The following is a 21227-nucleotide window of genomic DNA, read 5'->3' on the forward strand; positions in this document are numbered from 1 at the left end:
GATACCGCCAATACAGTGCTGTGACCGAGTTCGTTTGCTGACGGGCTTCTTAATCGGCGCAAATCGGTCCGACTCCAACCTCCGCAACCAGTTCCAGCATAAATCACTAATAGTCGCGATCTGATCAAGGCCCCGCCGGAAAAAACGGCAAGGCTTTTCCCACGGCAGGTTTGGCGAAGCGCGGAAGGGCACTCTGCCGCCCAGAGTAAGCGGCCTGCACGGTGAAGACGAGAGGGACGCTTTTCCAAGCGCGGAGTTCGAATCCCTCCGAGCCCACCAAGTCGCCTCCCTGCAATGCTGGCCTGGACCTCTCAAATCGTCACGTTAATGATGTCGGTATCGGTGGTTGCGTGTCCCCGCAACCACTTCTGTCATAGTACGATAACCGTCTCGGTCTAACCGAGGCGGTTTTTTCGTGTGGCGAGTTGAAAATGTCTGGATTGCGTGAGGCCGTGAGGCCGGGCATTAAGGCGCATATTTTGCGGGAAGGCCTTCATGAACCTCAATCATCGGCAGAATGCGCCGTGCAGCGTAACCATCCGGTGTGGACCGCGGCAGACGCCGTTTCGCGTGTTAGACTGCTTGGCATGGAGATCGACACCGACAAGATTGACGCGTGCAGCGGTGGTGCTTCGACGTAGAAATCGGAAAACACGCTCGCGGCAACTCTGCACTACGCAGATGCGCGCCCATCTCCGGCCACGCAACATCGATCCGCAATTCGGGGCCATGTAGTGGTAGGTGGCGGCGCAGGACCGCTACATCGCCAGAGCCATTACCTGAGATAGTGGGTTTGAGGTGGTGGTAGAGGGAAGGGCGCTGGAAACTAACCTTCTCCATTTTCGGCAATTCGCCAACCGTCGCGATCTCGCGATTGAGCAGTGTCCTCCAGTCACTCATAGCCTGTCATCTCGAGATAGCCGCGCCCGGCATGGGTGCCCTCAAATCGGATCGGGCCTTCCCAATAGGGAGAGCGTGTGTCCATCCAGGCTTCTGGGTTTAGCGTCCGGATGGTCACATCCACTCCGTTTTCCGGCAATTGCACCCTCCAGCGGATCGGCACGCTACGTCCCGCGACTGCCGCCGTTTCGAGCGGCGTCACCCTTAGCGCGCCGGGGGCCTGCGGCTGCGGCCTGCCGTCGGCCTTGATCCATGTGGCCGATGTAAAGCCCGCGCCTCCGTCGCGCAGGCGAAAGCCCATCATCTTTTCGCCGCCGTCGAAATGCAAGGAGAACCAGTCCCACCCGGTCTGATCCTCAGCCAGCGGCTGCGAGGACCATTCGTGGTCCAACCACGCCTGACCGGACACCGCGATCACGCCCGCCGGAAGGGTCAGTGTACCGGTCACGTGGTAGAATGGTTGCGAGTAGTAATAGCTCGCCTGCCCCTTCTCGGATTTCACCGAGTAGCCCTGCACTCCCTGCGGCACCAGAGGGCCTTTGGCGTCCAGTGCCAGTTCGTAGGAAAACGCCTGTCCCGCCGCGTGCAGATCGAGCGCCGACAGCGCATCCGCCTCTGGCAGGGCCCGACCTGCCATCTGCCAGTTGTCAATCCAGGCCGCAAAGGGTGCAGCCGAAACCCCCGCCTGGCCGATGCCGCCCCGTGCCAGCCGTTCGGCCACGAATTGGTGCGTTCGCGTCGTCAGCCCGGCATGGCCCATCCAAAGCTGCGGACTGGACCAGCCGGACCGCTCCACCGGGGCCAGGGCGGATCGGAAAAGAGTCCATTGCACGCCATAGTCCGCTCCATCCGCAGCTTGCAGGTTGGCCGTCAAATACCACCATTCGATCCGGTAACCGGGGTGCGGGCCGTGGTCTGCCGGAAAGTTGAATGCAGTCCCCGGCTGCGGCACTGAAAACCCGTCAGCCTCTGTGCCAAGCCCAGCAAAACCCTGGCCAAAGGCAGGTGCGGCCAAGCTCATGTAGATCAGCAATGCTCTAACGCTCATGTGCAAATACCTTCAGCAAATCCGATGGCGAAAGACGCGCCAGCCGCCAGGCAGGCACGGCGGCTGCAAGTCCGGCCGCCAGCAACGCGAGCGCCGCCAGCCGCGCCCAGTCACCGGGAAAAAGGTGCATCGGCAGACGCCAGCCAAAAGCCTCCACATTCACCACCGCCATTAGAACAAAGGCGAGCCCGATACCTACAGGCAGAGCGGCCAGCATGGTCAAGGCTGCCAACAACAAGCCGCGCCAAAGCTCCAGCCATACGAGGTGGCGGCGGGGCAGACCCATGGCCCAGACCGGCGCCAGTTGCGGTAGGCGCATCCCCGACAGGGTCATGAGGCTCGCAAACATCGCCAGCCCCGCGACTCCCAGCGTCAGCACATTCAGCGCGGCTGTCACTCTGAATGTGCGCTCAAACACTTTGAGCGAAAAGACCTTGATCCCGGCCTGGTCAATCACGTTCTGCGCGGGCAGCCCGAATTCCGCCCGCAAACCCGCAGCCAGTGCTTCGGCCTTGCCGGGGGCAATCCGAATGGCATAGCGCAGGCGGGAGACGTCAGGATAGTGCTGGAGCAGTGTGTCGATCCCGATGATCACTTGGCCGATCGGGTTGCCATAGTCGGCATAGACGCCGACGATGCTGGCCCGCCAGCCACCGGGCAGCGTGATCTGGTCCCCTAAGCCCAACTCCTGGCGCCGCGCCAGTTGTTCGTTGATCAGGGCGCCGTCGCCTGTGGCGATCCGGTCCCACACCCCCGGCACTGCAGAGAGGATCGGCCAGTTGTCGCGATAGGTGCCATGATCGGCCACGCCGTATATTGCCGCGGGCTGGCCTGCGACCCGGCCCTCAATGCTCCAGATCGGCAGGACCGCGTCGCTGCGCTGGGCCAGCCAGTCGCGTATCGCCGTGGCCTCTGCTTCGGTGCGGGCGGTCACGTAAAGCTCTGAGGCGAGACGCTGATCGAGCCAGCCGGTGAAGGTCAGCCGAAAGCTCGACACCATCGTGCTGACGCCCACATTGACGGCCAGCGCAAGCAGCAGTGCCATTAGCGCCAATGACAGGCCGGGAAGCTGTTGACGCGTGTCGGCCCAAAACCATTCAGCCAATGGTCCACGCGCCAAGCGGCCGCCAAGGTGCAATATCCCCGTCAGCACGAGCGGCAGCGCCAGTGCCGCCCCCATCAGCAGTGCCGCCAGAAGCGCAAAGCCCGCCTCGAGGCCGGATCCGAAGTGTGCAATTCCCGCCGCCGTCAACAGGAGCACCATCGCAGCCACGCCTTGCGCGCGCAGGGCCCGCTCTGAAGCCCGCGCCCAGGCCCGAGGCTGGGCCGGCGCAAGCAGCGGCAGGTGCCATAGCCGCCAGAGGCTTTGTGCGGCCGCTACCAGCGTGCCGATTACCGCGATCGCCAGCCCCGCTGCCCACACTGCGGGGCGGATCGACAGCGTTCCCGGCACATCGACCCCGTAAAGTCCGCGCAGGGTGGCGGCGACGTCGGGCAAAAGGGCCGAGGCGACTACATAGCCAAGTGCCACGCCCACCAATCCCGCGAGGAGGGCGAAGATCAGCAGCTCGGCGATCAGCAAAAGGACCAGCACGCGGGCCGGCAAGCCCAGTGCGCGCAGCGTGCGAAACACCGGGCGGCGCTGTTCAAAAGCCAGACCGATGGCGGAATGCACGATGAAGAGCCCCACCGCAAAGGCAAGAAAACCGAAAGCCGTCAGGTTCAGGTGAAAACTGTCGGTCAGCCTGGCAAGATCCCCCGTTTCACTCGGCTCGCGCAGGGTCAGGCCGGGGGCTGTCACCTCTAGAGGGGCACGGCCAATCGGTTGGTCCGGCCAGAGCAAAAGACGAGAGATCTTGTCCTTTGCCCCAAGCAAGACCTGCGCCTGCCCGATGTCGGTGAGGACTGTGCCAGGCGGCAAACCCTCGGCCACGCGCACGGGAGGTGTTGCTTGCTCGGTTAGTCGTGCCGCGGTTTCCGGAGTTGCATAGAGCACCCCGGGCGCCGTGATGAACGGCAATAGCTCATCACCCACTGCAACATCCACCTGCTGCGCCTGCGGCGGCAAAGTCAGTGGGTCAATGCCGAGGACGCGCAACCGCACATCCCCAAACCGCATTTCACCTTCAATCACCGGCGAAGCCAGCCAGCCTGCTCGCCGCAGTCTCACAAACACCTGTTGATCCATCCGGGTCCCGTCCTCACGCACCAGTTGCGCGAGCCGGTCCTGCCCAAGGATCGCCGCTGCACGGTCATAGCTCGCCCGCGCCTCACCGTTGATCGCCTGAATCGCTGACCACAACGCCGTTGCCAGCGATAGCCCCAAAAGCAGCATCGCCAGTTGGACAGGCCGCCTGCGCCAATGCGACAAGAGCGCTGACAACCCGGTCCACACCATCAAGCCAGCCGTCCCGCGTGCAGGTGAACGTGGGCGTTCAGCCGGTTTGCCAGACGGTTGGAATGGGTAACCATTAACAGGGCGGCACCCGTTTCAGCCACCAGCGACAGCATAAGATCGAGTACAGCGTCCCCTGTTGCCTCATCGAGATTGCCCGTGGGCTCATCGGCCAAAACCAGCCGGGGCCGAACGGCTAGGGTCCGCCCAATCGCCACCCGCTGTTGTTGCCCACTCGACAGCTGTTCAGGGTAGCGCGTTAGGACCTTGGCCAGGCCCAGCCGTTCAGCAAGGACCTTCAGCCACGCCGGATCAGGACGGCCGGCAAGTCGAGCCTGAAAGGCAAGGTTGGCTGCCACATCAAGCGAAGGGATCAGGTTGAACTGCTGGAACACAAGTCCGACTGTTCCCCGCCGCAGGGCGGCAAGGGCCGTATCGTTCAGCCCCACAATATTGGTACCGCCAAGGTGGATTTCTCCCGCATCAGGGCTGTCGAGCCCTGCAACGAGGTGCAAAAGCGTGCTCTTGCCGCTGCCAGACTCGCCGGTCAGCGCAAGGCTCTTGCCCGCCTCCAGCGAAAGATCGATCCCGTGCAGAACATGCAACGGCCCTTCGCCAGTGGGGTAGAATTTGTCGATCTGGTCCAGCCTCAGCAGCATGTTACTCCCCGGAGGCCCGCGTGCTTCTGACACGGCATGCCAGTGAAATAGCGCCAAACAACGACCCCTTTCATACAGCCTCCAAACCCACTGCCTTAATTGGACAATGGTTTTCTTCAGAGGCTCGCGTTTTGCATCTAACGCGACCTCCACTTGGAATTCGATGTACAATTACGATCTAGAGCGGTTCTCAGCTAGGCGGGATAGGCGTTGACCGTGCCGTCGCAACTCACTCTCCAAACGGAACTGGAGCGCTGCCTTCAATTCCTCAGCAGTGCCGATGCCGTTGCCGAAAAGCGCCATGATTATGCCTGCAGCCTGGTCACACTCAGGCGTGCTCGGCTCTATGCCAGCCTCACGGGAATACGCGATCAAACCTTTCGGGCAAAGAGTTCCTCTTCGATCTTTGCGCGGTTGTTTCCATACTTTTTTACCAGCCTGAGGGCATCAGCCCGTTCGAGATGGTGCTTCTTCATGAGGTACCCGACTTCATAGTCTTCGCCACCGTCGACCCGTGCTCTGTCTTGCGGACCACGCTTTGACTTGTCGTCTGCCATGACAACCTCCATGGGCGATCGCCTCGCCCAAACATGTCAAGGATAATCCTCTAATCGACGGGGACAAGGACGTAGTCGCCAACCATGTCGAAACCGCACAACTCCGCGGTCGCAGGGATAAGCCGATCCCTTACGGGGAACGCTTTGCTCGTCCGCCGTTCGAAGCGTCGAGGTCTTCTGGGCTGGTACACGTACTTGCGGCCGTGGGAGGAAGCTTTCCGCGCGACATCACGAATGGAGTCCCTTGATGCATCGAAGGTCGCCAAATAACCCGCTTCGGCTGTGGCTGCTTCCGGTTTTGCGTTCGCGAGCGCTTCAATCTCAATCAAGAACGGCATTTCAAACATGCCATCGTAGCCGAGAAAATGGAGGTATTGTCCGGCCTCGTCGTAGCTGCGGCTTCGGTTCGGAAAAGTCAGCGCCAAGGTTGAACATACCTCAAGCCGTCAAGAACCGCGTAGCGAACGTCTGTTGCAGGCTCGCGGCCTTGCGTCTCTTCGCATTGTGCGCGTTCAGAATTACGGCGGTTTCGAAGCTAAACTGCCACTCGCTTGATCCCGCTGCCCGGCCAGCGATGGAGCCGGGCTACTCCAGCACAGACTCTGCCCGTCGATCACCTCGATCGGCACGGACTCCAGACCGACATCGTCGAACAGCCGCGCATTTGACCGCGTTCGCCAAATTAATGGCCGGATCTTTGCGAAGCCTCCGCATTTTCGTGGGGGAAGCCCTCCCAGCATCATCGTGATTGGACTTCACGATCGGTTGGAGTCACGCTGGCCGCAGGCATAAGAAGGATATGGGTGGACCAACTATCGTCCGAATAGGAGGCCAAAATGAAACACCAGACGATCGAGCAACTGCAGATCGTCGCCGAGATCGATCAGGCCTACCCGCGCCAGGCCATGTCGCGCAGCGAGCGTCTTGAACACTGGGCGGAGCTCCTTGAACGGAACCCTGACCGGCGCCTCTCGACGCTGCACCAGACCGAGTATCAGCCGGTTAGAGCACGCGGGGCCATGCGCGGCGACGGCTCGCCGATCTCAGTCGCTTTCGAGGATCCTGTCCTCCGCGCCGCCGGGTTGGAAAACGACAACTACGGCGAAGCGAAGCGGTTCTTCGAACTGACCGACAGGCAATTGCATGAGATCATCTGCTATTGCCATTTCGGCGCGACGGTGACCGCCGCAACGGCCGCCCGTCACATCCGTGCGGCGATTGCCGGGAGACAGCCCGGCATGTTCGCTCGGATGCGTGAGGCGTTCGTCGGATAAAGCCAGCGCCGTTTCGCAGCATCATTTTTGAAGCGGCTCGCATGGAAAGCCGCCGCCGTAGCGCAGGCAACCGCTCCCCACGCGGGGAGGCTGCGTTGCATGAGGGGGTGCGGCTTTCCGCAGGAGCACGCCGACGCCCCTCCTGCATCTTTTCCATCCGAACCGGAAAGATCCCAATGCTGCCAGTACATCCGTGGTCAGCGCCGTGGTTCAAAGGCTCGAACAGAGCGACATGCGCGCCGGATAAGCGCTATACATTCGCCGTCGAAAATTCGGTGCTTCATGGTTGGTCGAAGGTCGCGGACCTATGTCGATCGGGACCGGGAAAGCCAAATCGTGCCAAATTTTCGCGAACTGTATATAAACATTCAATCAAGGCTCAATAGGTTTGGTGCGTAATTGCGGGTTAATATAGTCTGTTGTCGGCAAAAGTAAGAGGGATGAATTACAATAAAATTGCTTATGGCTCCGCCTTTCGGACGGCCAAAAGCGCCGGTAACAACGACTGATTTACATTTCAAATATTTTCGGTTGAGGAATTAAAAATTTGGCACTCCTATCATTCGAGTGCCAAAGGGGCTATGTTAAGTGTTGCAGTCGCTCTATGTGCGGCGGCAGAAAGAACCCCAATGAAATTCCGACCACTCCACGACCGCGTCGTCATTCGGCGCGCGGAAGGCGATACCAAATCCAAGGGCGGGATCATTATTCCCGACACCGCCAAGGAAAAGCCTCAGGAAGGCGAAGTGATCGCCGTCGGCCCGGGCTCGCGTAACGAGAGCGGCAAGCTGATCCCGCTCGACGTCAAGGCCGGCGATCTCATCCTGTTCGGCAAATGGTCCGGCACCGAGGTCAAGATCGATGGCGAGGACCTCCTGATCATGAAGGAGAGCGACATTTTGGGCATCGTCGAGAAGACCAAAGCGGCCAAGAAAGCCGCCTGACCGGGCGATTTCCGATCCCGCAATTTCAAGACTGAACTGGACGTAAAATCATGTCTGCCAAGGAAATCAAATTCGCTACCGATGCCCGCAACCGGATGCTTCGCGGCGTCGAAATTCTGAACAACGCCGTCAAGGTGACGCTCGGCCCCAAAGGCCGCAATGTCGTCATCGACAAGGCCTATGGCGCGCCGCGCATCACCAAGGATGGTGTCGCCGTCGCCAAGGAAATCGAGCTTGCCGACAAGTTCGAGAACATGGGCGCCCAGATGGTGCGCGAAGTGGCCTCGAAGACCAACGACCTTGCCGGCGACGGCACGACGACAGCCACGGTGCTGGCCGCTTCCATCCTGCGCGAAGGTGCCAAATTCGTTGCCGCGGGCATGAACCCAATGGATCTCAAGCGCGGCATCGACCTTGCTGTGGCTGCTGTGGTGAAGGACATTCAAACCAGGGCCAGGAAAGTCAAATCTTCGGACGAGATCGCCCAGGTTGGTACGATCGCCGCCAATGGCGACGCGTCGGTCGGCGCCATGATCGCCAAGGCGATGAACAAGGTCGGCAATGAGGGCGTGATCACCGTCGAAGAAGCCAAGACAGCCGAAACCGAACTCGATGTCGTCGAAGGCATGCAGTTCGACCGCGGCTATCTCTCGCCCTATTTCGTCACCAATGCCGAGAAGATGCGCGCGGAGCTGGAGGACCCTTACGTTCTCATCCATGAGAAGAAGCTCGGCAACTTGCAGGCGTTGCTGCCGATCCTCGAAGCTGTGGTTCAAAGCGGTAAGCCGCTGCTGATCATCTCGGAAGACGTCGAAGGCGAGGCGCTGGCGACGCTGGTCGTCAACAAGCTGCGCGGCGGCCTCAAGGTCGCGGCCGTCAAGGCGCCAGGCTTCGGTGACCGGCGCAAGGCGATGCTGGAAGACATTGCCGTGCTCACCGCCGGCCAGATGATTTCCGAGGATCTCGGCATCAAACTCGAGAACGTCACCATCGACATGCTCGGGCGGGCTAAGCGCGTGCTCATAGAGAAGGATACGACGACGATCATCGACGGCGCCGGCGAGAAAGCCACCATCCAGGCGCGCGTCCAGCAGATCAAGTTGCAGATCGAGGAAACGACCTCGGATTACGACAAGGAGAAACTCCAGGAGCGGCTGGCGAAGCTGGCTGGCGGCGTTGCTGTCATTCGCGTCGGCGGCGCGACCGAGACGGAAGTCAAGGAAAAGAAGGACCGCATCGATGATGCGCTGAACGCCACTCGTGCAGCCGTGGAAGAAGGCATCGTTGCCGGCGGCGGTGTTGCGCTTTTGCGCGCCAAGGCAGCTTTGACTGAGCTTACTGGCGCGAATGCTGACATGACGGCAGGTATTTCGATTGTGCTGAGAGCACTTGAAGCGCCGATCCGCCAGATTGCCGAGAATTCCGGCGTCGAGGGCTCGATCGTCGTCGGCAAGCTCGCCGACAGCAAGGATCACAATCAGGGTTTTGATGCCCAGAACGAGATCTACGTCGACATGATCAAGGCCGGTATCGTCGACCCCGCCAAGGTCGTTCGGACGGCCCTGCAGGATGCCGGCTCGATTGCCGCGCTCCTGATCACCGCTGAAGCAATGATCGCGGACATTCCGCAGAAGGATGCGTCCGCTATGGGTGGCGCAGGAGGTATGGGCGGAATGGGCGGAATGGACTACTGAGCGGCGCCTGAAACTATAGCCAGGACGACGGAAGGCCCAGCACGCGGGCACATGCGAGCCGATATCTTGGCGATCATCGGCTCGCTCGACATCGTGTTCGGGGAGATCGATCGATAGGCGCTCGTCGCTGTCGTTTTTGCTGCTAAAAATGGTCTTGGAGAAGAACATGACCGACACTCTTGCCGAGAAAACATGTACGCCTTGTCGCGGCGGCGTCCCGCCGCTCACGCGTGATGAAGCCCAACGCTTCCAGGCACAGGCTCCTGATTGGGAGCTGGGTGACGATGCCCACCGCATCCAGCGGAGCGTTCGATGCCGCAATTTCCGGGACGCGCTCACCCTTGTTCAGGAGATCGGTGCGCTCGCCGAAAGCGAGGGCCATCACCCCGACATCAGCTTCGGCTGGGGTTATGTGACGGTGTCCCTGAGCACCAAGAAGATCAAAGGACTGCACGAGAACGATTTCATCATGGCGAGCAAGATCGATCGGATGCTCGATCGCTCGGGGGGCCCCTCGACCGCCAACGGTGACACGGCAAATCCATTGCCAATCAAGTGAGGTCGTTTATGCCACACATCCGAACCGACGATCAGCCCGTCACCCAAATCACCATCGTCGATTCTGAACCGGACAAGCAGGCCGAGGCATTGTCCGTCGTGACCGAGCGAGCGCGCTTTATGGCGCGCCAGCCTGGCTTCATCTCAATCAGCCTGCATCGCAGCCTCGACGGGCGGCGCATCGTCAACTACGTCCAATGGCAGAATCGCGATCTCTTGCGATCGGCTCATCAATCGCCGGAATTCCGCAAGGAGTGGGGTCACTTCGATCAGTTGACGGACGAGATCGATCCCAATCTGTACGAGGTAGCCCAGGTGATAGATAGTGGTCAGTAGGCGTGCTGTTCAGGTGACCTGAACCGCCGGGTCGAGACAGCCGACATGAGCTGGTGAATTTACATGCACCAACGGCCCCTCCATGCACCAGTGCTCTCCGGCGGGCCTGGGGGGCCGATCCGCAATGCACTACGTCGATGTTCCACATTTGACGGCAATCAAGAAAGACAGCGCCATTCGGGTCCACGGTTCCATTGTCCCGGACAAATTTCGATTTCACCGGGCGAGGAGAAGCAAGTGCCAGACAAGGATCGAGTTATTGGATCGGCCAAAAGGGCCAAAGGCACCTCACTCCGCATCGAACTTACGTGGCGCACTGCATAACACCGAGTTCGGGGCAGCATAGAAGAAGACCTCGAGCGAGGGACGCGACTACCCCGTCAAGCTCGACGATCCAAGCTTCTCCGCTCCGATATCTGCGAGCCCGGTCGAGACCGACACCGAGGGCGCGTTCTCGCTCATCGGGTCTCGCCGCGCCGCAGAGTGATCCGACCTATAACACGAAGCCCAGCCGCAAGGCGGAGCTTCGCCATATTCAGGTTCGCCACTGCTTGGCACCTCTGTCAGATGCGGCACGTTACACTTTGGCAGGTGCCTTGCGCGCCTTCCTCACCGGCGACTTAACTGCCATTGGGGTTGTTCACAACGCTCTCCGGCGAGCCGTGACGGCTCGCAGTAAACTTCGTCAACGCTTATGAAAGGTGCAACGGAATGGCCCAGATCGGAACCTTCACCTGCAACGACGACGGCTTCTTCGGCAACATCTCAACCCTGGCGCTCGACGGGAAGCTTGCCATCCTGCCCGCCGAGAAATCGAATGCCAAAATATGCCAGACCACCGCGTTCTCTACAAAGACATGGAGATCGGTGCGGCGTGGGATCGCACCGGCGAGAAGGCTGTCGCCCTCTCTCCGTATGCATCGACGATTCATCCTTCGTGCAACCCGATCCGCGCAACTCTGTTCCAATCCGATGCCGAGAAAAGTGCTTAGGGCCTGCACTGGAGCCGGCTCTCGGAGCGCGACGAGCGAGGCTGATCGGATGCTCCTATTGCGCCTCAGCGAGCCTTTCGCGTCAACTCGGGCGCTGGTTAAACACTCCGACCCGATCTCCCGTCAGGCGGCTGGCGTGCGTAGCGAAGGTCAAGGGCGGCGGGACGCTTGCCAATGGCTGCGGACGCTCATCGCGACGCAATTTGCGGCAAGCAGGTCGGCCGACGAAGCCTTGCCCTTGAAGCGAGCACGGCGGCAGACTGCCTGTGCGTCAGGATAGGGGTGCATGCACTGTCGTCCGCAGCACCATGACAATGATGTCTGCATGCTTGGCTCACCCCGGCGTCGGCTATTTGCGCGGAACCTCCCACGCATGGTGAATGGCGGGCGCGCTCCAGCAGCACGATCTTATCCGCTGATCCATGGTTTCCGGGAAGCTGCGCGCATCGCTGATCAATGGTGCGGTTTCCATTCCGACGCGCTCTCGGCAGGGAGCGGGCGAGGCGAGCGTCCTCCATTCGCCGGTTTTCGCGCACGGGCGATATCCGGAATGACGTTGCAATGCGTAGCGACCGTTGACGCGAATGTTGCGGCAGAGGCAGTGTTCGCGGCGATTCGTTCGCCCAACAGTCGGTCGCCGACGAACGTTGCCGTAGTTGACTTAACTGCGGTCGAGCCTCGGCCGGATAGCTTGTGTGTCCGGCTGCGAGACCCGCCGCAGATAGCCTGTTTGTCCAGCGCCCTTCTACAGCATCACGTTGACAGTGGCATTCCTGGTCGAATGCATTTCGGCTTGTTGCGTTGCGGGAATTGCGGTGGGAGGGTTGTTTCAGGAGGGGGCGGGACGGGAGGGACGGCAAGATAAAGCGAGCTGGCGCTCGCCCTCGCTTCGCTCGTAAGCGTCTGTCTGCACATTGTTTTTTCCGGCGCGTGCGGACACCGAGCGGCACGGCGCGAGGTGCGAAGGGTGCTGGTTGGTCCGTTATCCCACTGATCTGAACAGGAAAGTTTAGGTGCCGCAGCGATGTGCGATCCGCCATTCTTCGCCGCAGCAAGTCTTTGCGCGCCGTAGCACGCTCTGCGCTCCGGCCATCTTGAAGCACCAAATCCATCTCCCGATGCTGTCGTCATGGCAGATCGTGACAGCGACAAATTCCAGGTTCGCACTGGCCGGATGCAGCGCAGCAGCGCGCCGGTCAATGCGCGCACGCTGCCCTTTGTGCGCCAGGTCGAGATCGCCATCCGCAAGCAAGGCGGCAATCCCAATCGCATCGGCGCAAGCAGCCGTGCCGGGAAGGGGAGTGGCCGATTCAACGCGCGCGGCCGAGGCGGCAAGCTGGCGGCAGATTTGCCAAAGGCCAGCGGCGGCTGGCGGCAGGACGAGAGCGGGGTCCGGTTTCGCTCGCGCCGCGTCGTGGTGAAGGCACGCGTCGTCAAGCTGCCGGGGCGAGGGAAGGCGAGCGGGCGCGGCCAAAAGTTCGTGACGACCAGCAAGGCCGTCGATGCGCATCTGCGCTATCTCCAGCGCGACGGCGTCACCAGGGACGGCGAGAAGGGAAAGGTGTACTCGGCCTTCGAGGACGAGGCCGACGGCAAGGCCTTCGTCGAGCGCGGCCGCGGCGACCGGCATCAGTTCCGCTTCATCGTCGCACCGGAGGCGGCTTTGCGGTGCCGCCGGTGATGCTGCCGTCGGCAGCGATGGTGGCATCGGTGCCGTAGCGGCTGACGGCGGTCAGACGTGAGGCGCTGGAGAACGGCGCCTGGTCGTAGATCAGCTTGCGATCGCCTCGGCATCGCCGCTTGTGGTGGTCGTGATCGCCGTCGCGGCGGCAGCCGCCGCGGCCGGCTCCTCGGGTGCAGCTTCCGTGTCGGTCGACTGATCTGTCGTGCCGACCGCGGCCGGTTCGGTGCCGACCGTGGCCGCCGCGTCCGGACTCTCGGTCACCGGTGCGCTACCGGAAGCGGGCTCATCCCCCGCACTCGGCTGATCCGATGAGCCGCCGCTGCCCATAGCGGCCCCGCTATTGCCGAAGCCGCCGCTCGCGCCAGCATCTGGCGAAGTCGCTTGCGCCTCCTGCGCAAAAGCCGCCATCCCTACGGAGCTTCTAATATAGGAAACAAAATATGTATCGACGCCAAAGACGCCGGCGGCAAGCAATGCCGCACCAACAAGCAACTTGTTCATGATTCCCCCGAGCCCAAGTTGCTTACTTCTACTCAGCCACAGCCAAGCGAATACGACACCGCATCATCATAGTGGGAATATCCACAGGGAAATTTTTAGGAGCCGTGAGCGTAGGAGAGGTATTTTTTAGACACCCAAGAGCCCCTCGGCTGATCTGAGGGATGCCATTGGGAGCGCCTTTGATTGATCGTCCACTGCAACACAGAATTATCGCCCGTGCGGCCGTCACTGACCTTCACGCGAAAGCTCTGAAGAAACGGCGAGGGACCGGGTTCCGATGACTACGGGACCCCGCGTGGGGATAGGTTTCGTTGAGACTGGCCTCGCATGTGTCACCCTTAGCGTGTGGGCGATACGGCAAGCTTCGAAATTGAGCTATCAAGAGGCCGAAATCGGTTCCGCATTGAGCGATACAACTTGAGATACAAACTGTGATACAAACCGCTACGAAATCCCGGAAAAAACGCTTTAAAATCAACATGGGAACCGGTGCAGTGTTGCATCTCGACCGCACCATCAAATTCGAAAGCGGAACCAGCGACGGCCATAGGGCTTATCTAGAGGCTGTTGAAGGTGCCTTCGGCGGCGACATCGACTACGCCATGCTGATCAAGCTCTATGGCACCTCGCTGGACAGCGCCAAGGGCCGCTATAGCCCCGCCGAATGCACTGGTGCGCGGAAAGAGCGGATCGAAGGCAACCCAGACATCAAGCACATCAGCACGTCATTTGCAGAGGGCCAGAACCTCACGATGCGGATGCATATGCGCCGCTTCACGCGTCTGACTAATGGCTTTTCCAAGAAGGTTGAAGCTCACGCAAACGCGGTCGCTTTGCACTTCATGTACTACAATTTTGTGCGTATCCATGCTTCACTACGCGTGACCCCGGCAATGGCCGCTGGCGTGACCGGCAAGCTTTGGGAGATCGCAAACATCGTTGCGCTGATCGAAGCTAAGGAAGCTGAAAAACCAATGGTGCGCGGCTTATATAAAAAACGAGCGGAGCCATGAGGACCTTTGCTGAGAGGCTAGTTGGCAAGTCGATTAAGAGCATCGAGAGCGGCGATCCCGGCTACTGCATTAGCATCATACTTTCTGATGGGGCCGGATTTGCCGTAAATACAGAGGTTATCGCGCGCCTACCGGAAGCGCATGAGAAACTCATCGAGCGGGTTTCCATCACAGAGAGGGAAGTCACCCTACACCTGAGGGGCGACGGTTTTATGGGCATTTCTATTGATCGAGAGCGCTTCCCAAAAGTGGTTGAATTTTTCATCTATAGCGACGACGAAGGTATGGTGGTTGAAAATTAAGAGGGGTCGATTTCAAACTGACCCACTACCACCTTTGCGCTTGCCTTGAAGGCTCCTATTCTGGAGGGTAGTATCCGCTCGTGGGCATAGAATGTCGGTACTGCCTTTCTTAAGAATTTACGCGCTGCTCAACGCGGTGCTGGCTGCGACTGGGCTTGTGGCGGTGGCTACGCTCACGATACCGGACCTGTCCGGACGAAGCAGACTGGCTTTGGCTGCCGTGCTCGCGGTCATTTGGGGCGTCTATCTCCTGGAATTGGCCGAGAAACTGCTCAAGCGCCGGGCGGGAGACGTTCGGGACAGGACGCCGGCAATCGCCATTGATGTGCTCGCGGTTTTGGTTCCACTAGCCGCATTTCTGCTCGTCGGCACGCCCGACCGGAGCCTCTACTGTGCTGTCTGGCTGCTGAAACCGCTGCGCGATTCAACTTTCTTCCCGCTGCTGGGCAGAATCCTGACCAACGAAGCGCGCAACCTGATCGGCGTCGCCACCGTCTTCGGCATCGTTCTTTTCGGTTTTGCGCTCGCAGCCTATGTCATCGAGCGCGACGTCCAACCGCAACAGTTCGGCAGCATCCCCCAGGCAATGTGGTGGGCGGTGGTCACGCTGTCCACCACCGGCTATGGCGACGCTATTCCGGAAAGCTTCGCCGGCCGCGTCCTTGCCGGGGCGGTCATGATGAGTGGCATCGGCATCTTCGCGCTCTGGGCTGGCATTCTTGCCACCGGCTTTTATCAAGAAGTCCGTCGCGAGGATTTCGTCCGCAATTGGCAATTGGTCGCCGCCGTGCCGTTGTTTCAGAAGCTCGGCCCGGCCACACTAGTCGAGATCGTGCGCGCATTACGACCTCGCATCGTGCCGGCGGGCGCTGTGATCTGCCGCAATGGCGAGACCGGTGACCAGATGTTCTTCGTCGTGGAGGGGCGCGTCAGCGTCGCGACGCCGAACCCAGTGGATCTGGGCCCTGGCGCCTTCTTCGGCGAGATGGCGCTGATCACCGGCGAACCGCGCTCGGCGACCGTCAGCGCCACAACGGTGGTCTCACTCCTGTCGCTACACTCGGCGGATTTCCAGATGCTGTGCAGCAGCAGCCCGGAGATCGCAGAAACCATCCGCAAGACCGCGCTCGAGCGGCGCGGCGCGGCAGCTAAGGGTTGACCGTACTAGGTGTTCGTCAGAGGAGGATGTGATGGCAAGGCTGCCAGCTGCCTGCCGATGGTGGCTGGCTGGAACTACATGCTTTGCCGCTGCCGAACCATCCTCAATACAGGTCGCCACGGAATCGTAGAAAAATGGCTTAAATCAACGCGGGAGGCGTTGCGGCGCTGCATCTCGACCGCACCATCAAATTCGAAAGCGGAATCTCTTGCCCGTTGAATTCGAGCACGGCAGGGAGCGTCCTTGTCGGGGCACGTGCTTTTGTCTGATTGCGGTCGCGAGTTTGGCTTATGCGAAGTGGCCATCGGCAGGCATGGCCATCTATCGACAAGCGCACATAACTATTCGCGCACCAGGCGTCCGGTCGCCCACCAAATCACCGACACAACAACGATCGATGCGTAGCCGTCCACGGCATAGTGCCAGCCAGTGAACACCGATCCGTACAGGATCAGGGCTGCAAAGGTCCAACCCAGAACGCCAAGCCAGCGATTGATCGATGACAGCAAATAGGCGTTCAATGCGGCAAAGGCGACATGCATGCTTGGCATGGCCGAGATGCCGCCGCCAAGACTTGGCCGGCCGCTTTGGTAAGCCATCAGGAGATATGCCGCGGGTTCCCGCACCATGTAACTATGGTCCAGCCTGTCCAAGGCCGCATTCAATCCGTGGAAGCGATCCACGCCGACAAAGTGGTGGTAGTAAACCGGTCCGACCGATGCCAGCGCCAGGGCCAAGACCGTTCCGAGGACGGACAACGTCAGCGCTGCTGCGCAGAGATAGCGGATGCGGGCAATCTCGTCGGACCAGAGCGACACGAAAAGGATGGCGCCGAACCACTGGTAAAACCAAATGACTTCATAGCTGTTGAAGACGACGAACGACCAATTGTTGCTGTCGAGCTTATGGACGATCTCCCATGGCGGCATCCCGTGCAGCCATTCATCAGCGTCGGCCAACCAGTTGTCGGCATAGTATGGGACGACGGACGGGATGGCGATCTTGTAGGTAGAGAACGCGGTCAAGCTGGCAAAGAAGAACAGCAGCACCAGCAGACAACCGCGCCAGCGCCCTTGAACCAAATCCAGTGCGTAGCGAACCGGTTGCCGCCGGCCATGGATTAGCGCGGCACAGCAGACGCCACCGATAAACAACACCGGAATGCCAACAAGAAACTTGTGAGAATAGATTAAGGCGGACGTATAGAATATTTCTGGATATAATGCAGATGCGCCTAAAACGTATGTCGCCATGAACAAGGAGAGGCGCAATTGCCATATGGCGGAGGGCCTGTAGCGAGAGGCTTCCGTGGTTAGGGCCAAACCAATTTACCTGTTCTTAACGTTTCGCCGGAGAGACACATACACCGGTAAGGTAAAAACCTTGCCGCCAGGTTTACTTTTCCCCGGTGGTCGACATTTGCCGGCCGGCCCGCATGCGGTGGATCGATTCCCTGAGCAGTCTTGCATCCGCATCGCTGTCCATGCCCCCGAGTCAAGGAATTGCCCCGGAGCCTCGGGGCCGAGCCGGCCGGTTGCTTGAACACGGGCCCGCCACCGCTCCCTGTTTGACATATCATAAGTTTTAGCTTATCATAAGTCATGATTTATGATTATGCAGGAATGGTGGCCTTGGCCGATCCGACGCGCCGCAAGGTGTTCGAGCTCATCGCCGATCGGCCACACTCGGTCATCGATCTGACGCGAGTGCTTCCGGTCTCGCAGCCGGCGGTATCGCAGCACCTCAAGGTTTTGAAGCAAGCCCGGCTGGTCCGCGCAGAGCCGAAAGGTGCCAGCAACATCTATCATCTCGACCCGCATGGGCTCGGCGAGATGCGTGCCTGGCTCGACCGCATGTGGGGCGATGCGCTCGACGCCTTCAAACGGGAAGTCGACAACAGCAAGGAGAAGAGGAAATGACGACCATGATCAAGCCCGCGCCGGTCAGGAAGTCGGTGACCGTGGAGGTGCCGCTCGACAAGGCGTTCGATGTGTTCACCACAGGATTCGGGCGCTGGTGGCCGGCTTCGCATTCGATCGGCAAATCCGCCCTGACGACCGCGGTGATCGAACCGAAAGCCGGCGGCCGCTGGTACGAGATCGGCGAGGATGGGTCACAATGCGATTGGGGCGAGGTTCTCGCCTGGGATCCGCCGTCCAGGCTGACGCTCGCCTGGCGCATTGGAGCCGGCTGGCGCTACGATCCGGCATTGCTGACCGAAGTCGAGATCCGCTTTGTCGCGCTCGGCGAGAACGCGACGCGTGTGGAACTCGAGCACAGGCTTCTGGAGAACATGGGCGAAACCGCAGAGGCGATGCGCGAGGCCTTCGAATCCGAGGGTGGCTGGAGCGGTCTCCTGGACCGCTATGCGGCTGAGGCCAAGCGCCACGCCGCCTGATCGGGAAGCCTTCCAGTCCAATACCAGCGAGGCCCTCGCACTGTCGGCCTCGCCGTTTTGAATCAGTGTCGATCTGCCCATCTGGTTGGGGGCGGGGAGATACGCTGCCCTTTACCTGCCGCCGCGAAGGTTTGCAGCGCCGCAGGTTTGTAGAACGTCCTCTCCTCCTACCATCCGGTATGCGCCGCGTCGTTTGGACGCGCGAACGGCGCTGTAGCAATTTGTCGTTGTGCATGGTCCTTTCGCAAAATCGATTCCGATTGTCAGGATCATGGTCTAGACCTGACAGGCACCTTATCCGGAAATCCGATGGCGGGAGGCGCTGGTGGAAGGCCAGGACGAACAGATGACCGGCGCCAGGGCGGCCGAGGAGCGCCGCGCCGACATCTATGACGAGGACGGCGTCATCCTGTCGTCGTTCCTCGCCCAGATCGGTGCCGCGATCGCCGATCGCGATACGCTGACGTTGAAGCGCGAAGTCGACGATCTGCACCAGTCGGAACTCGGCCACCTGCTCGAGGCCCTGCACCCGGAACAGCGACGCGCGCTGGTCGAATTGCTGGGCAAGGATTTCGATTTTTCCGCGCTGACCGAGGTTGACGAGGCGATCCGCCGCGACATAGTCGACAGTCTGCCCAATGCGCAGATCGCCCAGGCGGTGCAGGATCTCGATTCCGACGACGCGGTCTACATTCTCGAAGACCTCGACCAGGAGGACCAGGACGAGATCCTGTCGCAGCTGCCGTTCACCGAGCGGATCAGGCTGCGGCGTTCGCTTGACTATCCCGAAGAGACCGCCGGCCGCCGCATGCAGACGGAGTTCGTCGCGGTGCCGCCGTTCTGGACGATCGGCCAGACCATCGACTACATGCGCGAGGACAACAATCTTCCCGACCGTTTCAGCCAGATCTTCGTCATCGATCCGAGCTTCAAGCTGCTCGGCGCCATCGACCTCGACCAGATCCTGCGTACCAAGCGCTCGGTCAAGGTCGAAGAGGTCATGCATGAGACCAGGCATGCCATCCCGGCCACCATGGACCAGGAGGAGGCGGCACGCGAATTCGAACAATACGATCTTCTGTCCGCCGCCGTCGTCGACGAGAACGAGCGGCTGGTCGGCGTGCTGACCATCGACGACGTCGTCGACGTCATCCAGCAGGAGGCCGAGGAAGATCTGCTGCGCATGGGCGGCGTCGGCGACGAAGAACTCTCGGACAGCATCTTTTCGACCTCGCGCTCGCGCGTGCCCTGGCTGCTGGTCAATCTTTTGACGGCTTTCCTGGCGGCCTCGGTGATCGGCCTGTTCGACCGCACCATCGAGCATATCGTGGCGCTGGCGGTGCTGATGCCGATCGTCGCCGGCATGGGCGGCAATGCCGGCTCGCAGACCATGACGGTCACGGTGCGGGCGCTGGCGACCAGGGACCTCGACATCTACAATGCCGGCCGCATCATCCGCCGCGAAATCGGGGTGGGCTTCATCAACGGCATCATTTTTGCCATCCTGATCGGCCTCGTGGCTGCTGCCTGGTTCCACGATCGCAATCTCGGCGGCATCATTGCGGCTGCGATGATCATCAATATGTTCGTGGCGGCTCTGGCGGGCATCCTTATCCCGCTGCTGCTCGACCGCTTCAAGATCGATCCGGCTGTGGCTTCGGCGGTTTTCGTCACCACGGTCACCGATGTCGTCGGGTTCTTTGCCTTTCTCGGGCTCGCCACATGGTGGTTCGGCGTGCGCTGAACGTCACCTCAATTGACTTTTACGTAAATGCCATGCGAGGCTTTGAAAGGTGCCTTGTCCGCCGATTCTGGTACGCGCCTGGGCACCGGCGGCGCCGGCCAGTTGGAACTCGCGGCGTGGCCGGGGGCATTGGAGTGACGATGCGGGAATATTATTCGATCACGGAGCTGACCCGCGAATTCGACGTGTCGACGCGGACGTTGCGCTTCTATGAGGACGAAGGGCTGGTGCAGCCGGTAAGACGCGGCCGCACCCGGCTGTTCCGCCCATCGGACCGTCATCTCATCCGCCAGATCATGCGGGGAAAAAGGCTCGGCTTCTCGATCAACGAGATCCGCGAGATCATCCAGATGTACAGGGAGCCGCCCGGCGAGGTAGGCCAGCTCAAGCTGATGATCAAGCGCATCGAGGAAAAGCGCGAGGATCTTCGCCAGAAACGCCGCGACCTCGAAGAGACCCTGGCAGAGCTCGACCAAGCCGAGGAATCCTGCGTCGAGCGGCTGGTGGAACTCGGCGTCACCACATGAGCGTGGCGTCAGCGCCGGCTCAAATCCAGCGCCGCACCCTTTTGGCGTAGTCCCGGTATTTCTTGCCGAATTTGGCCGTCAGCACCTTCTCCTCGCTCTCGATCGTCAGCTTCTGCGTCAGGAACGCCGCGATGACTGCCAGCGGCAGGAACCAGGCGATCCCAGTGACAAAGGCGAGGCTGACCAGCAGCAGCGTGTTGGCGAGGTAGATCGGGTTGCGGCTGACGGCGAAGGGTCCGGTGGTCACCAGATGGTCAGGCACGCCGTTCGGGTTGAGCGTCGTCTTGGCGCGGATCATGGTGCGGATTGCCGTGAACCAGAGCGCGGCAACCGCCACCAACCCCACAAGGCCGGCGGCGAACAGGATGTCGCCGAGAAGATCGCCGATCCACGGCAGCGGGTAGAACAGCCCTAGCGCGACGCTGACGATGATGGCGGCGACATAGATCAGCGGCGGCCATGGGATGTGCCCCAGCTTCGGCTGCCCAGGATTTTGCTGCACGGGTTTCGGGTGACTGTCGCTCATTATTGTCCTCCCTCGA

General features: G+C 60.7%; 21 protein-coding genes and 3 pseudogenes. 16 read left to right on the forward strand and 8 right to left on the reverse strand.

Going from position 1 to position 21227, the window contains the following annotated elements; all coding sequences use genetic code 11:
• Positions 1-892: 892 nt before the first annotated feature.
• From NKI97_RS12055 to NKI97_RS12075, 5 genes are all read right to left on the reverse strand, one after another.
• Positions 893-1948: a lipocalin-like domain-containing protein gene (locus NKI97_RS12055; protein WP_352449983.1), complete on the reverse strand. Its 1056-nt coding sequence runs from the start codon at positions 1946-1948 to the stop codon at positions 893-895.
• Positions 1938-4346, reverse strand: coding sequence for an ABC transporter permease (locus NKI97_RS12060; protein ID WP_352450127.1), 2409 nt, complete (start codon positions 4344-4346; stop codon positions 1938-1940). Before NKI97_RS12060 ends, NKI97_RS12055 begins: the two co-directional genes overlap by 11 nt.
• The gene (locus NKI97_RS12065; protein ID WP_031211739.1) at positions 4346-5002 is read right to left on the reverse strand and encodes an ABC transporter ATP-binding protein; all 657 of its coding nucleotides are present in this window, start codon (positions 5000-5002) and stop codon (positions 4346-4348) included. The genes NKI97_RS12060 and NKI97_RS12065 overlap by 1 nt, the downstream gene beginning before the upstream one ends.
• A 371-nt stretch (positions 5003-5373) precedes the next feature.
• A complete protein-coding gene (locus NKI97_RS12070; protein WP_023676578.1) occupies positions 5374-5559 on the reverse strand; it encodes a DUF3606 domain-containing protein in 186 nt (61 codons plus the stop codon).
• A gap of 50 nt (positions 5560-5609) precedes the next feature.
• The gene (locus tag NKI97_RS12075; RefSeq protein WP_352834231.1) at positions 5610-5984 is read right to left on the reverse strand and encodes a DUF1488 family protein; all 375 of its coding nucleotides are present in this window, start codon (positions 5982-5984) and stop codon (positions 5610-5612) included.
• Between the two features lie 411 nt (positions 5985-6395).
• Here NKI97_RS12075 and NKI97_RS12080 point away from each other — a divergent pair, with 411 nt between their 5' ends.
• The 9 genes and pseudogenes from NKI97_RS12080 (at position 6396) to NKI97_RS12120 (ending at position 13038) form a co-directional block, all read left to right on the forward strand.
• Positions 6396-6833 carry a hypothetical protein gene (locus NKI97_RS12080; RefSeq protein WP_352449982.1) on the forward strand — a complete coding sequence of 146 codons (438 nt, stop codon included), beginning with the start codon at positions 6396-6398 and terminating at the stop codon, positions 6831-6833.
• Positions 6834-7462: 629 nt separating this feature from the next.
• Complete coding sequence (gene groES, locus NKI97_RS12085; RefSeq protein WP_352449981.1) at positions 7463-7777, forward strand: co-chaperone GroES; 315 nt, start codon at positions 7463-7465, stop codon at positions 7775-7777.
• Between the two features lie 50 nt (positions 7778-7827).
• Positions 7828-9471 carry a chaperonin GroEL gene (groL, locus tag NKI97_RS12090; RefSeq protein ID WP_352449980.1) on the forward strand — a complete coding sequence of 548 codons (1644 nt, stop codon included), beginning with the start codon at positions 7828-7830 and terminating at the stop codon, positions 9469-9471.
• A 42-nt stretch (positions 9472-9513) separates the two neighbouring features.
• A pseudogene (locus tag NKI97_RS12095) lies at positions 9514-9588 on the forward strand (NADH-quinone oxidoreductase subunit D-related protein); the annotation flags it as partial.
• 49 nt (positions 9589-9637) lie between these two features.
• Positions 9638-10030 (forward strand): 4a-hydroxytetrahydrobiopterin dehydratase, encoded by a 393-nt coding sequence (locus NKI97_RS12100; RefSeq protein WP_352834234.1) that lies wholly within the window; start codon positions 9638-9640, stop codon positions 10028-10030.
• An 8-nt stretch (positions 10031-10038) separates the two neighbouring features.
• Positions 10039-10365 (forward strand): antibiotic biosynthesis monooxygenase family protein, encoded by a 327-nt coding sequence (locus NKI97_RS12105; RefSeq protein WP_352747838.1) that lies wholly within the window; start codon positions 10039-10041, stop codon positions 10363-10365.
• A 358-nt stretch (positions 10366-10723) separates the two neighbouring features.
• Positions 10724-10852 (forward strand): annotated as a pseudogene (locus NKI97_RS12110) (DUF736 family protein); the annotation flags it as partial.
• A 370-nt stretch (positions 10853-11222) separates the two neighbouring features.
• Positions 11223-11357 (forward strand): hypothetical protein, encoded by a 135-nt coding sequence (locus tag NKI97_RS12115; RefSeq protein WP_352747914.1) that lies wholly within the window; start codon positions 11223-11225, stop codon positions 11355-11357.
• A gap of 1129 nt (positions 11358-12486) precedes the next feature.
• Positions 12487-13038 (forward strand): hypothetical protein, encoded by a 552-nt coding sequence (locus tag NKI97_RS12120; protein ID WP_352834237.1) that lies wholly within the window; start codon positions 12487-12489, stop codon positions 13036-13038.
• Between the two features lie 90 nt (positions 13039-13128).
• Here NKI97_RS12120 and NKI97_RS12125 read toward each other — a convergent pair whose 3' ends face one another.
• Positions 13129-13542 (reverse strand): hypothetical protein, encoded by a 414-nt coding sequence (locus NKI97_RS12125; protein WP_352834240.1) that lies wholly within the window; start codon positions 13540-13542, stop codon positions 13129-13131.
• Between the two features lie 533 nt (positions 13543-14075).
• Here NKI97_RS12125 and NKI97_RS12130 point away from each other — a divergent pair.
• The 3 genes and pseudogenes from NKI97_RS12130 to NKI97_RS12140 form a co-directional block, all read left to right on the forward strand.
• Positions 14076-14555: pseudogene (locus NKI97_RS12130) on the forward strand (IS1 family transposase); the annotation flags it as partial.
• Positions 14552-14857: a hypothetical protein gene (locus tag NKI97_RS12135; protein ID WP_352834243.1), complete on the forward strand. Its 306-nt coding sequence runs from the start codon at positions 14552-14554 to the stop codon at positions 14855-14857. The pseudogene NKI97_RS12130 and the gene NKI97_RS12135, both read left to right, overlap by 4 nt.
• 91 nt (positions 14858-14948) lie before the next feature.
• Complete coding sequence (locus tag NKI97_RS12140; protein WP_352449975.1) at positions 14949-16016, forward strand: cyclic nucleotide-gated potassium channel; 1068 nt, start codon at positions 14949-14951, stop codon at positions 16014-16016.
• A gap of 341 nt (positions 16017-16357) precedes the next feature.
• On the opposite strand, the gene NKI97_RS12145 is transcribed toward NKI97_RS12140, so the two are convergent.
• Positions 16358-17269: a phosphatase PAP2 family protein gene (locus tag NKI97_RS12145; protein WP_352834518.1), complete on the reverse strand. Its 912-nt coding sequence runs from the start codon at positions 17267-17269 to the stop codon at positions 16358-16360.
• A gap of 348 nt (positions 17270-17617) precedes the next feature.
• Between NKI97_RS12145 and NKI97_RS12150 the strand changes: the two genes are divergently transcribed.
• The 4 genes from NKI97_RS12150 (at position 17618) to NKI97_RS12165 (ending at position 20685) form a co-directional block, all read left to right on the forward strand.
• Entirely contained in the window at positions 17618-17935 is a 318-nt protein-coding gene (locus tag NKI97_RS12150; protein WP_352834246.1) for an ArsR/SmtB family transcription factor, read from the forward strand.
• Positions 17932-18414, forward strand: a complete 483-nt coding sequence (locus tag NKI97_RS12155) for an SRPBCC family protein (protein ID WP_254818127.1) — start codon at positions 17932-17934, stop codon at positions 18412-18414. The genes NKI97_RS12150 and NKI97_RS12155 overlap by 4 nt, the downstream gene beginning before the upstream one ends.
• Positions 18415-18760: 346 nt before the next feature.
• A complete protein-coding gene (gene mgtE / locus NKI97_RS12160; RefSeq protein ID WP_502894205.1) occupies positions 18761-20158 on the forward strand; it encodes a magnesium transporter in 1398 nt (465 codons plus the stop codon).
• A 140-nt stretch (positions 20159-20298) separates the two neighbouring features.
• Positions 20299-20685 carry a MerR family transcriptional regulator gene (locus NKI97_RS12165; RefSeq protein ID WP_023676566.1) on the forward strand — a complete coding sequence of 129 codons (387 nt, stop codon included), beginning with the start codon at positions 20299-20301 and terminating at the stop codon, positions 20683-20685.
• A 19-nt stretch (positions 20686-20704) separates the two neighbouring features.
• Here the strand turns inward: NKI97_RS12165 and NKI97_RS12170 are convergent, their stop codons facing one another.
• Complete coding sequence (locus NKI97_RS12170) at positions 20705-21211, reverse strand: methyltransferase family protein (protein ID WP_352449971.1); 507 nt, start codon at positions 21209-21211, stop codon at positions 20705-20707.
• Between the last annotated feature and the right edge of the window lie 16 nt (positions 21212-21227).

Origin of the sequence: Mesorhizobium sp. M0296 (assembly GCF_040321675.1) — a bacterium.
Classification (GTDB): domain Bacteria; phylum Pseudomonadota; class Alphaproteobacteria; order Rhizobiales; family Rhizobiaceae; genus Mesorhizobium.

Excerpts from the sequence above, each read along its gene's own strand:
- NKI97_RS12105 (WP_352747838.1), top strand. The coding sequence starts at position 10,039 with ATGCCACACATCCGAACCGACGATCAGCCCGTCACCCAAATCACCATC.
- NKI97_RS12140 (WP_352449975.1), top strand. The coding sequence starts at position 14,949 with ATGTCGGTACTGCCTTTCTTAAGAATTTACGCGCTGCTCAACGCGGTG.
- NKI97_RS12115 (WP_352747914.1), top strand. The coding sequence starts at position 11,223 with ATGGAGATCGGTGCGGCGTGGGATCGCACCGGCGAGAAGGCTGTCGCC.
- NKI97_RS12125 (WP_352834240.1), bottom strand. The coding sequence starts at position 13,542 with ATGAACAAGTTGCTTGTTGGTGCGGCATTGCTTGCCGCCGGCGTCTTT.
- NKI97_RS12070 (WP_023676578.1), bottom strand. The coding sequence starts at position 5,559 with ATGGCAGACGACAAGTCAAAGCGTGGTCCGCAAGACAGAGCACGGGTC.
- NKI97_RS12065 (WP_031211739.1), bottom strand. The coding sequence starts at position 5,002 with ATGCTGCTGAGGCTGGACCAGATCGACAAATTCTACCCCACTGGCGAA.
- NKI97_RS12055 (WP_352449983.1), bottom strand. The coding sequence starts at position 1,948 with ATGAGCGTTAGAGCATTGCTGATCTACATGAGCTTGGCCGCACCTGCC.
- NKI97_RS12150 (WP_352834246.1), top strand. The coding sequence starts at position 17,618 with ATGATTTATGATTATGCAGGAATGGTGGCCTTGGCCGATCCGACGCGC.
- groL (WP_352449980.1), top strand. The coding sequence starts at position 7,828 with ATGTCTGCCAAGGAAATCAAATTCGCTACCGATGCCCGCAACCGGATG.
- NKI97_RS12135 (WP_352834243.1), top strand. The coding sequence starts at position 14,552 with ATGAGGACCTTTGCTGAGAGGCTAGTTGGCAAGTCGATTAAGAGCATC.
- NKI97_RS12060 (WP_352450127.1), bottom strand. The coding sequence starts at position 4,346 with ATGGTGTGGACCGGGTTGTCAGCGCTCTTGTCGCATTGGCGCAGGCGG.
- NKI97_RS12170 (WP_352449971.1), bottom strand. The coding sequence starts at position 21,211 with ATGAGCGACAGTCACCCGAAACCCGTGCAGCAAAATCCTGGGCAGCCG.
- mgtE (WP_502894205.1), top strand. The coding sequence starts at position 18,761 with ATGACCGGCGCCAGGGCGGCCGAGGAGCGCCGCGCCGACATCTATGAC.
- NKI97_RS12155 (WP_254818127.1), top strand. The coding sequence starts at position 17,932 with ATGACGACCATGATCAAGCCCGCGCCGGTCAGGAAGTCGGTGACCGTG.
- NKI97_RS12080 (WP_352449982.1), top strand. The coding sequence starts at position 6,396 with ATGAAACACCAGACGATCGAGCAACTGCAGATCGTCGCCGAGATCGAT.
- groES (WP_352449981.1), top strand. The coding sequence starts at position 7,463 with ATGAAATTCCGACCACTCCACGACCGCGTCGTCATTCGGCGCGCGGAA.
- NKI97_RS12100 (WP_352834234.1), top strand. The coding sequence starts at position 9,638 with ATGACCGACACTCTTGCCGAGAAAACATGTACGCCTTGTCGCGGCGGC.
- NKI97_RS12145 (WP_352834518.1), bottom strand. The coding sequence starts at position 17,269 with ATGGCGACATACGTTTTAGGCGCATCTGCATTATATCCAGAAATATTC.
- NKI97_RS12120 (WP_352834237.1), top strand. The coding sequence starts at position 12,487 with ATGGCAGATCGTGACAGCGACAAATTCCAGGTTCGCACTGGCCGGATG.
- NKI97_RS12165 (WP_023676566.1), top strand. The coding sequence starts at position 20,299 with ATGCGGGAATATTATTCGATCACGGAGCTGACCCGCGAATTCGACGTG.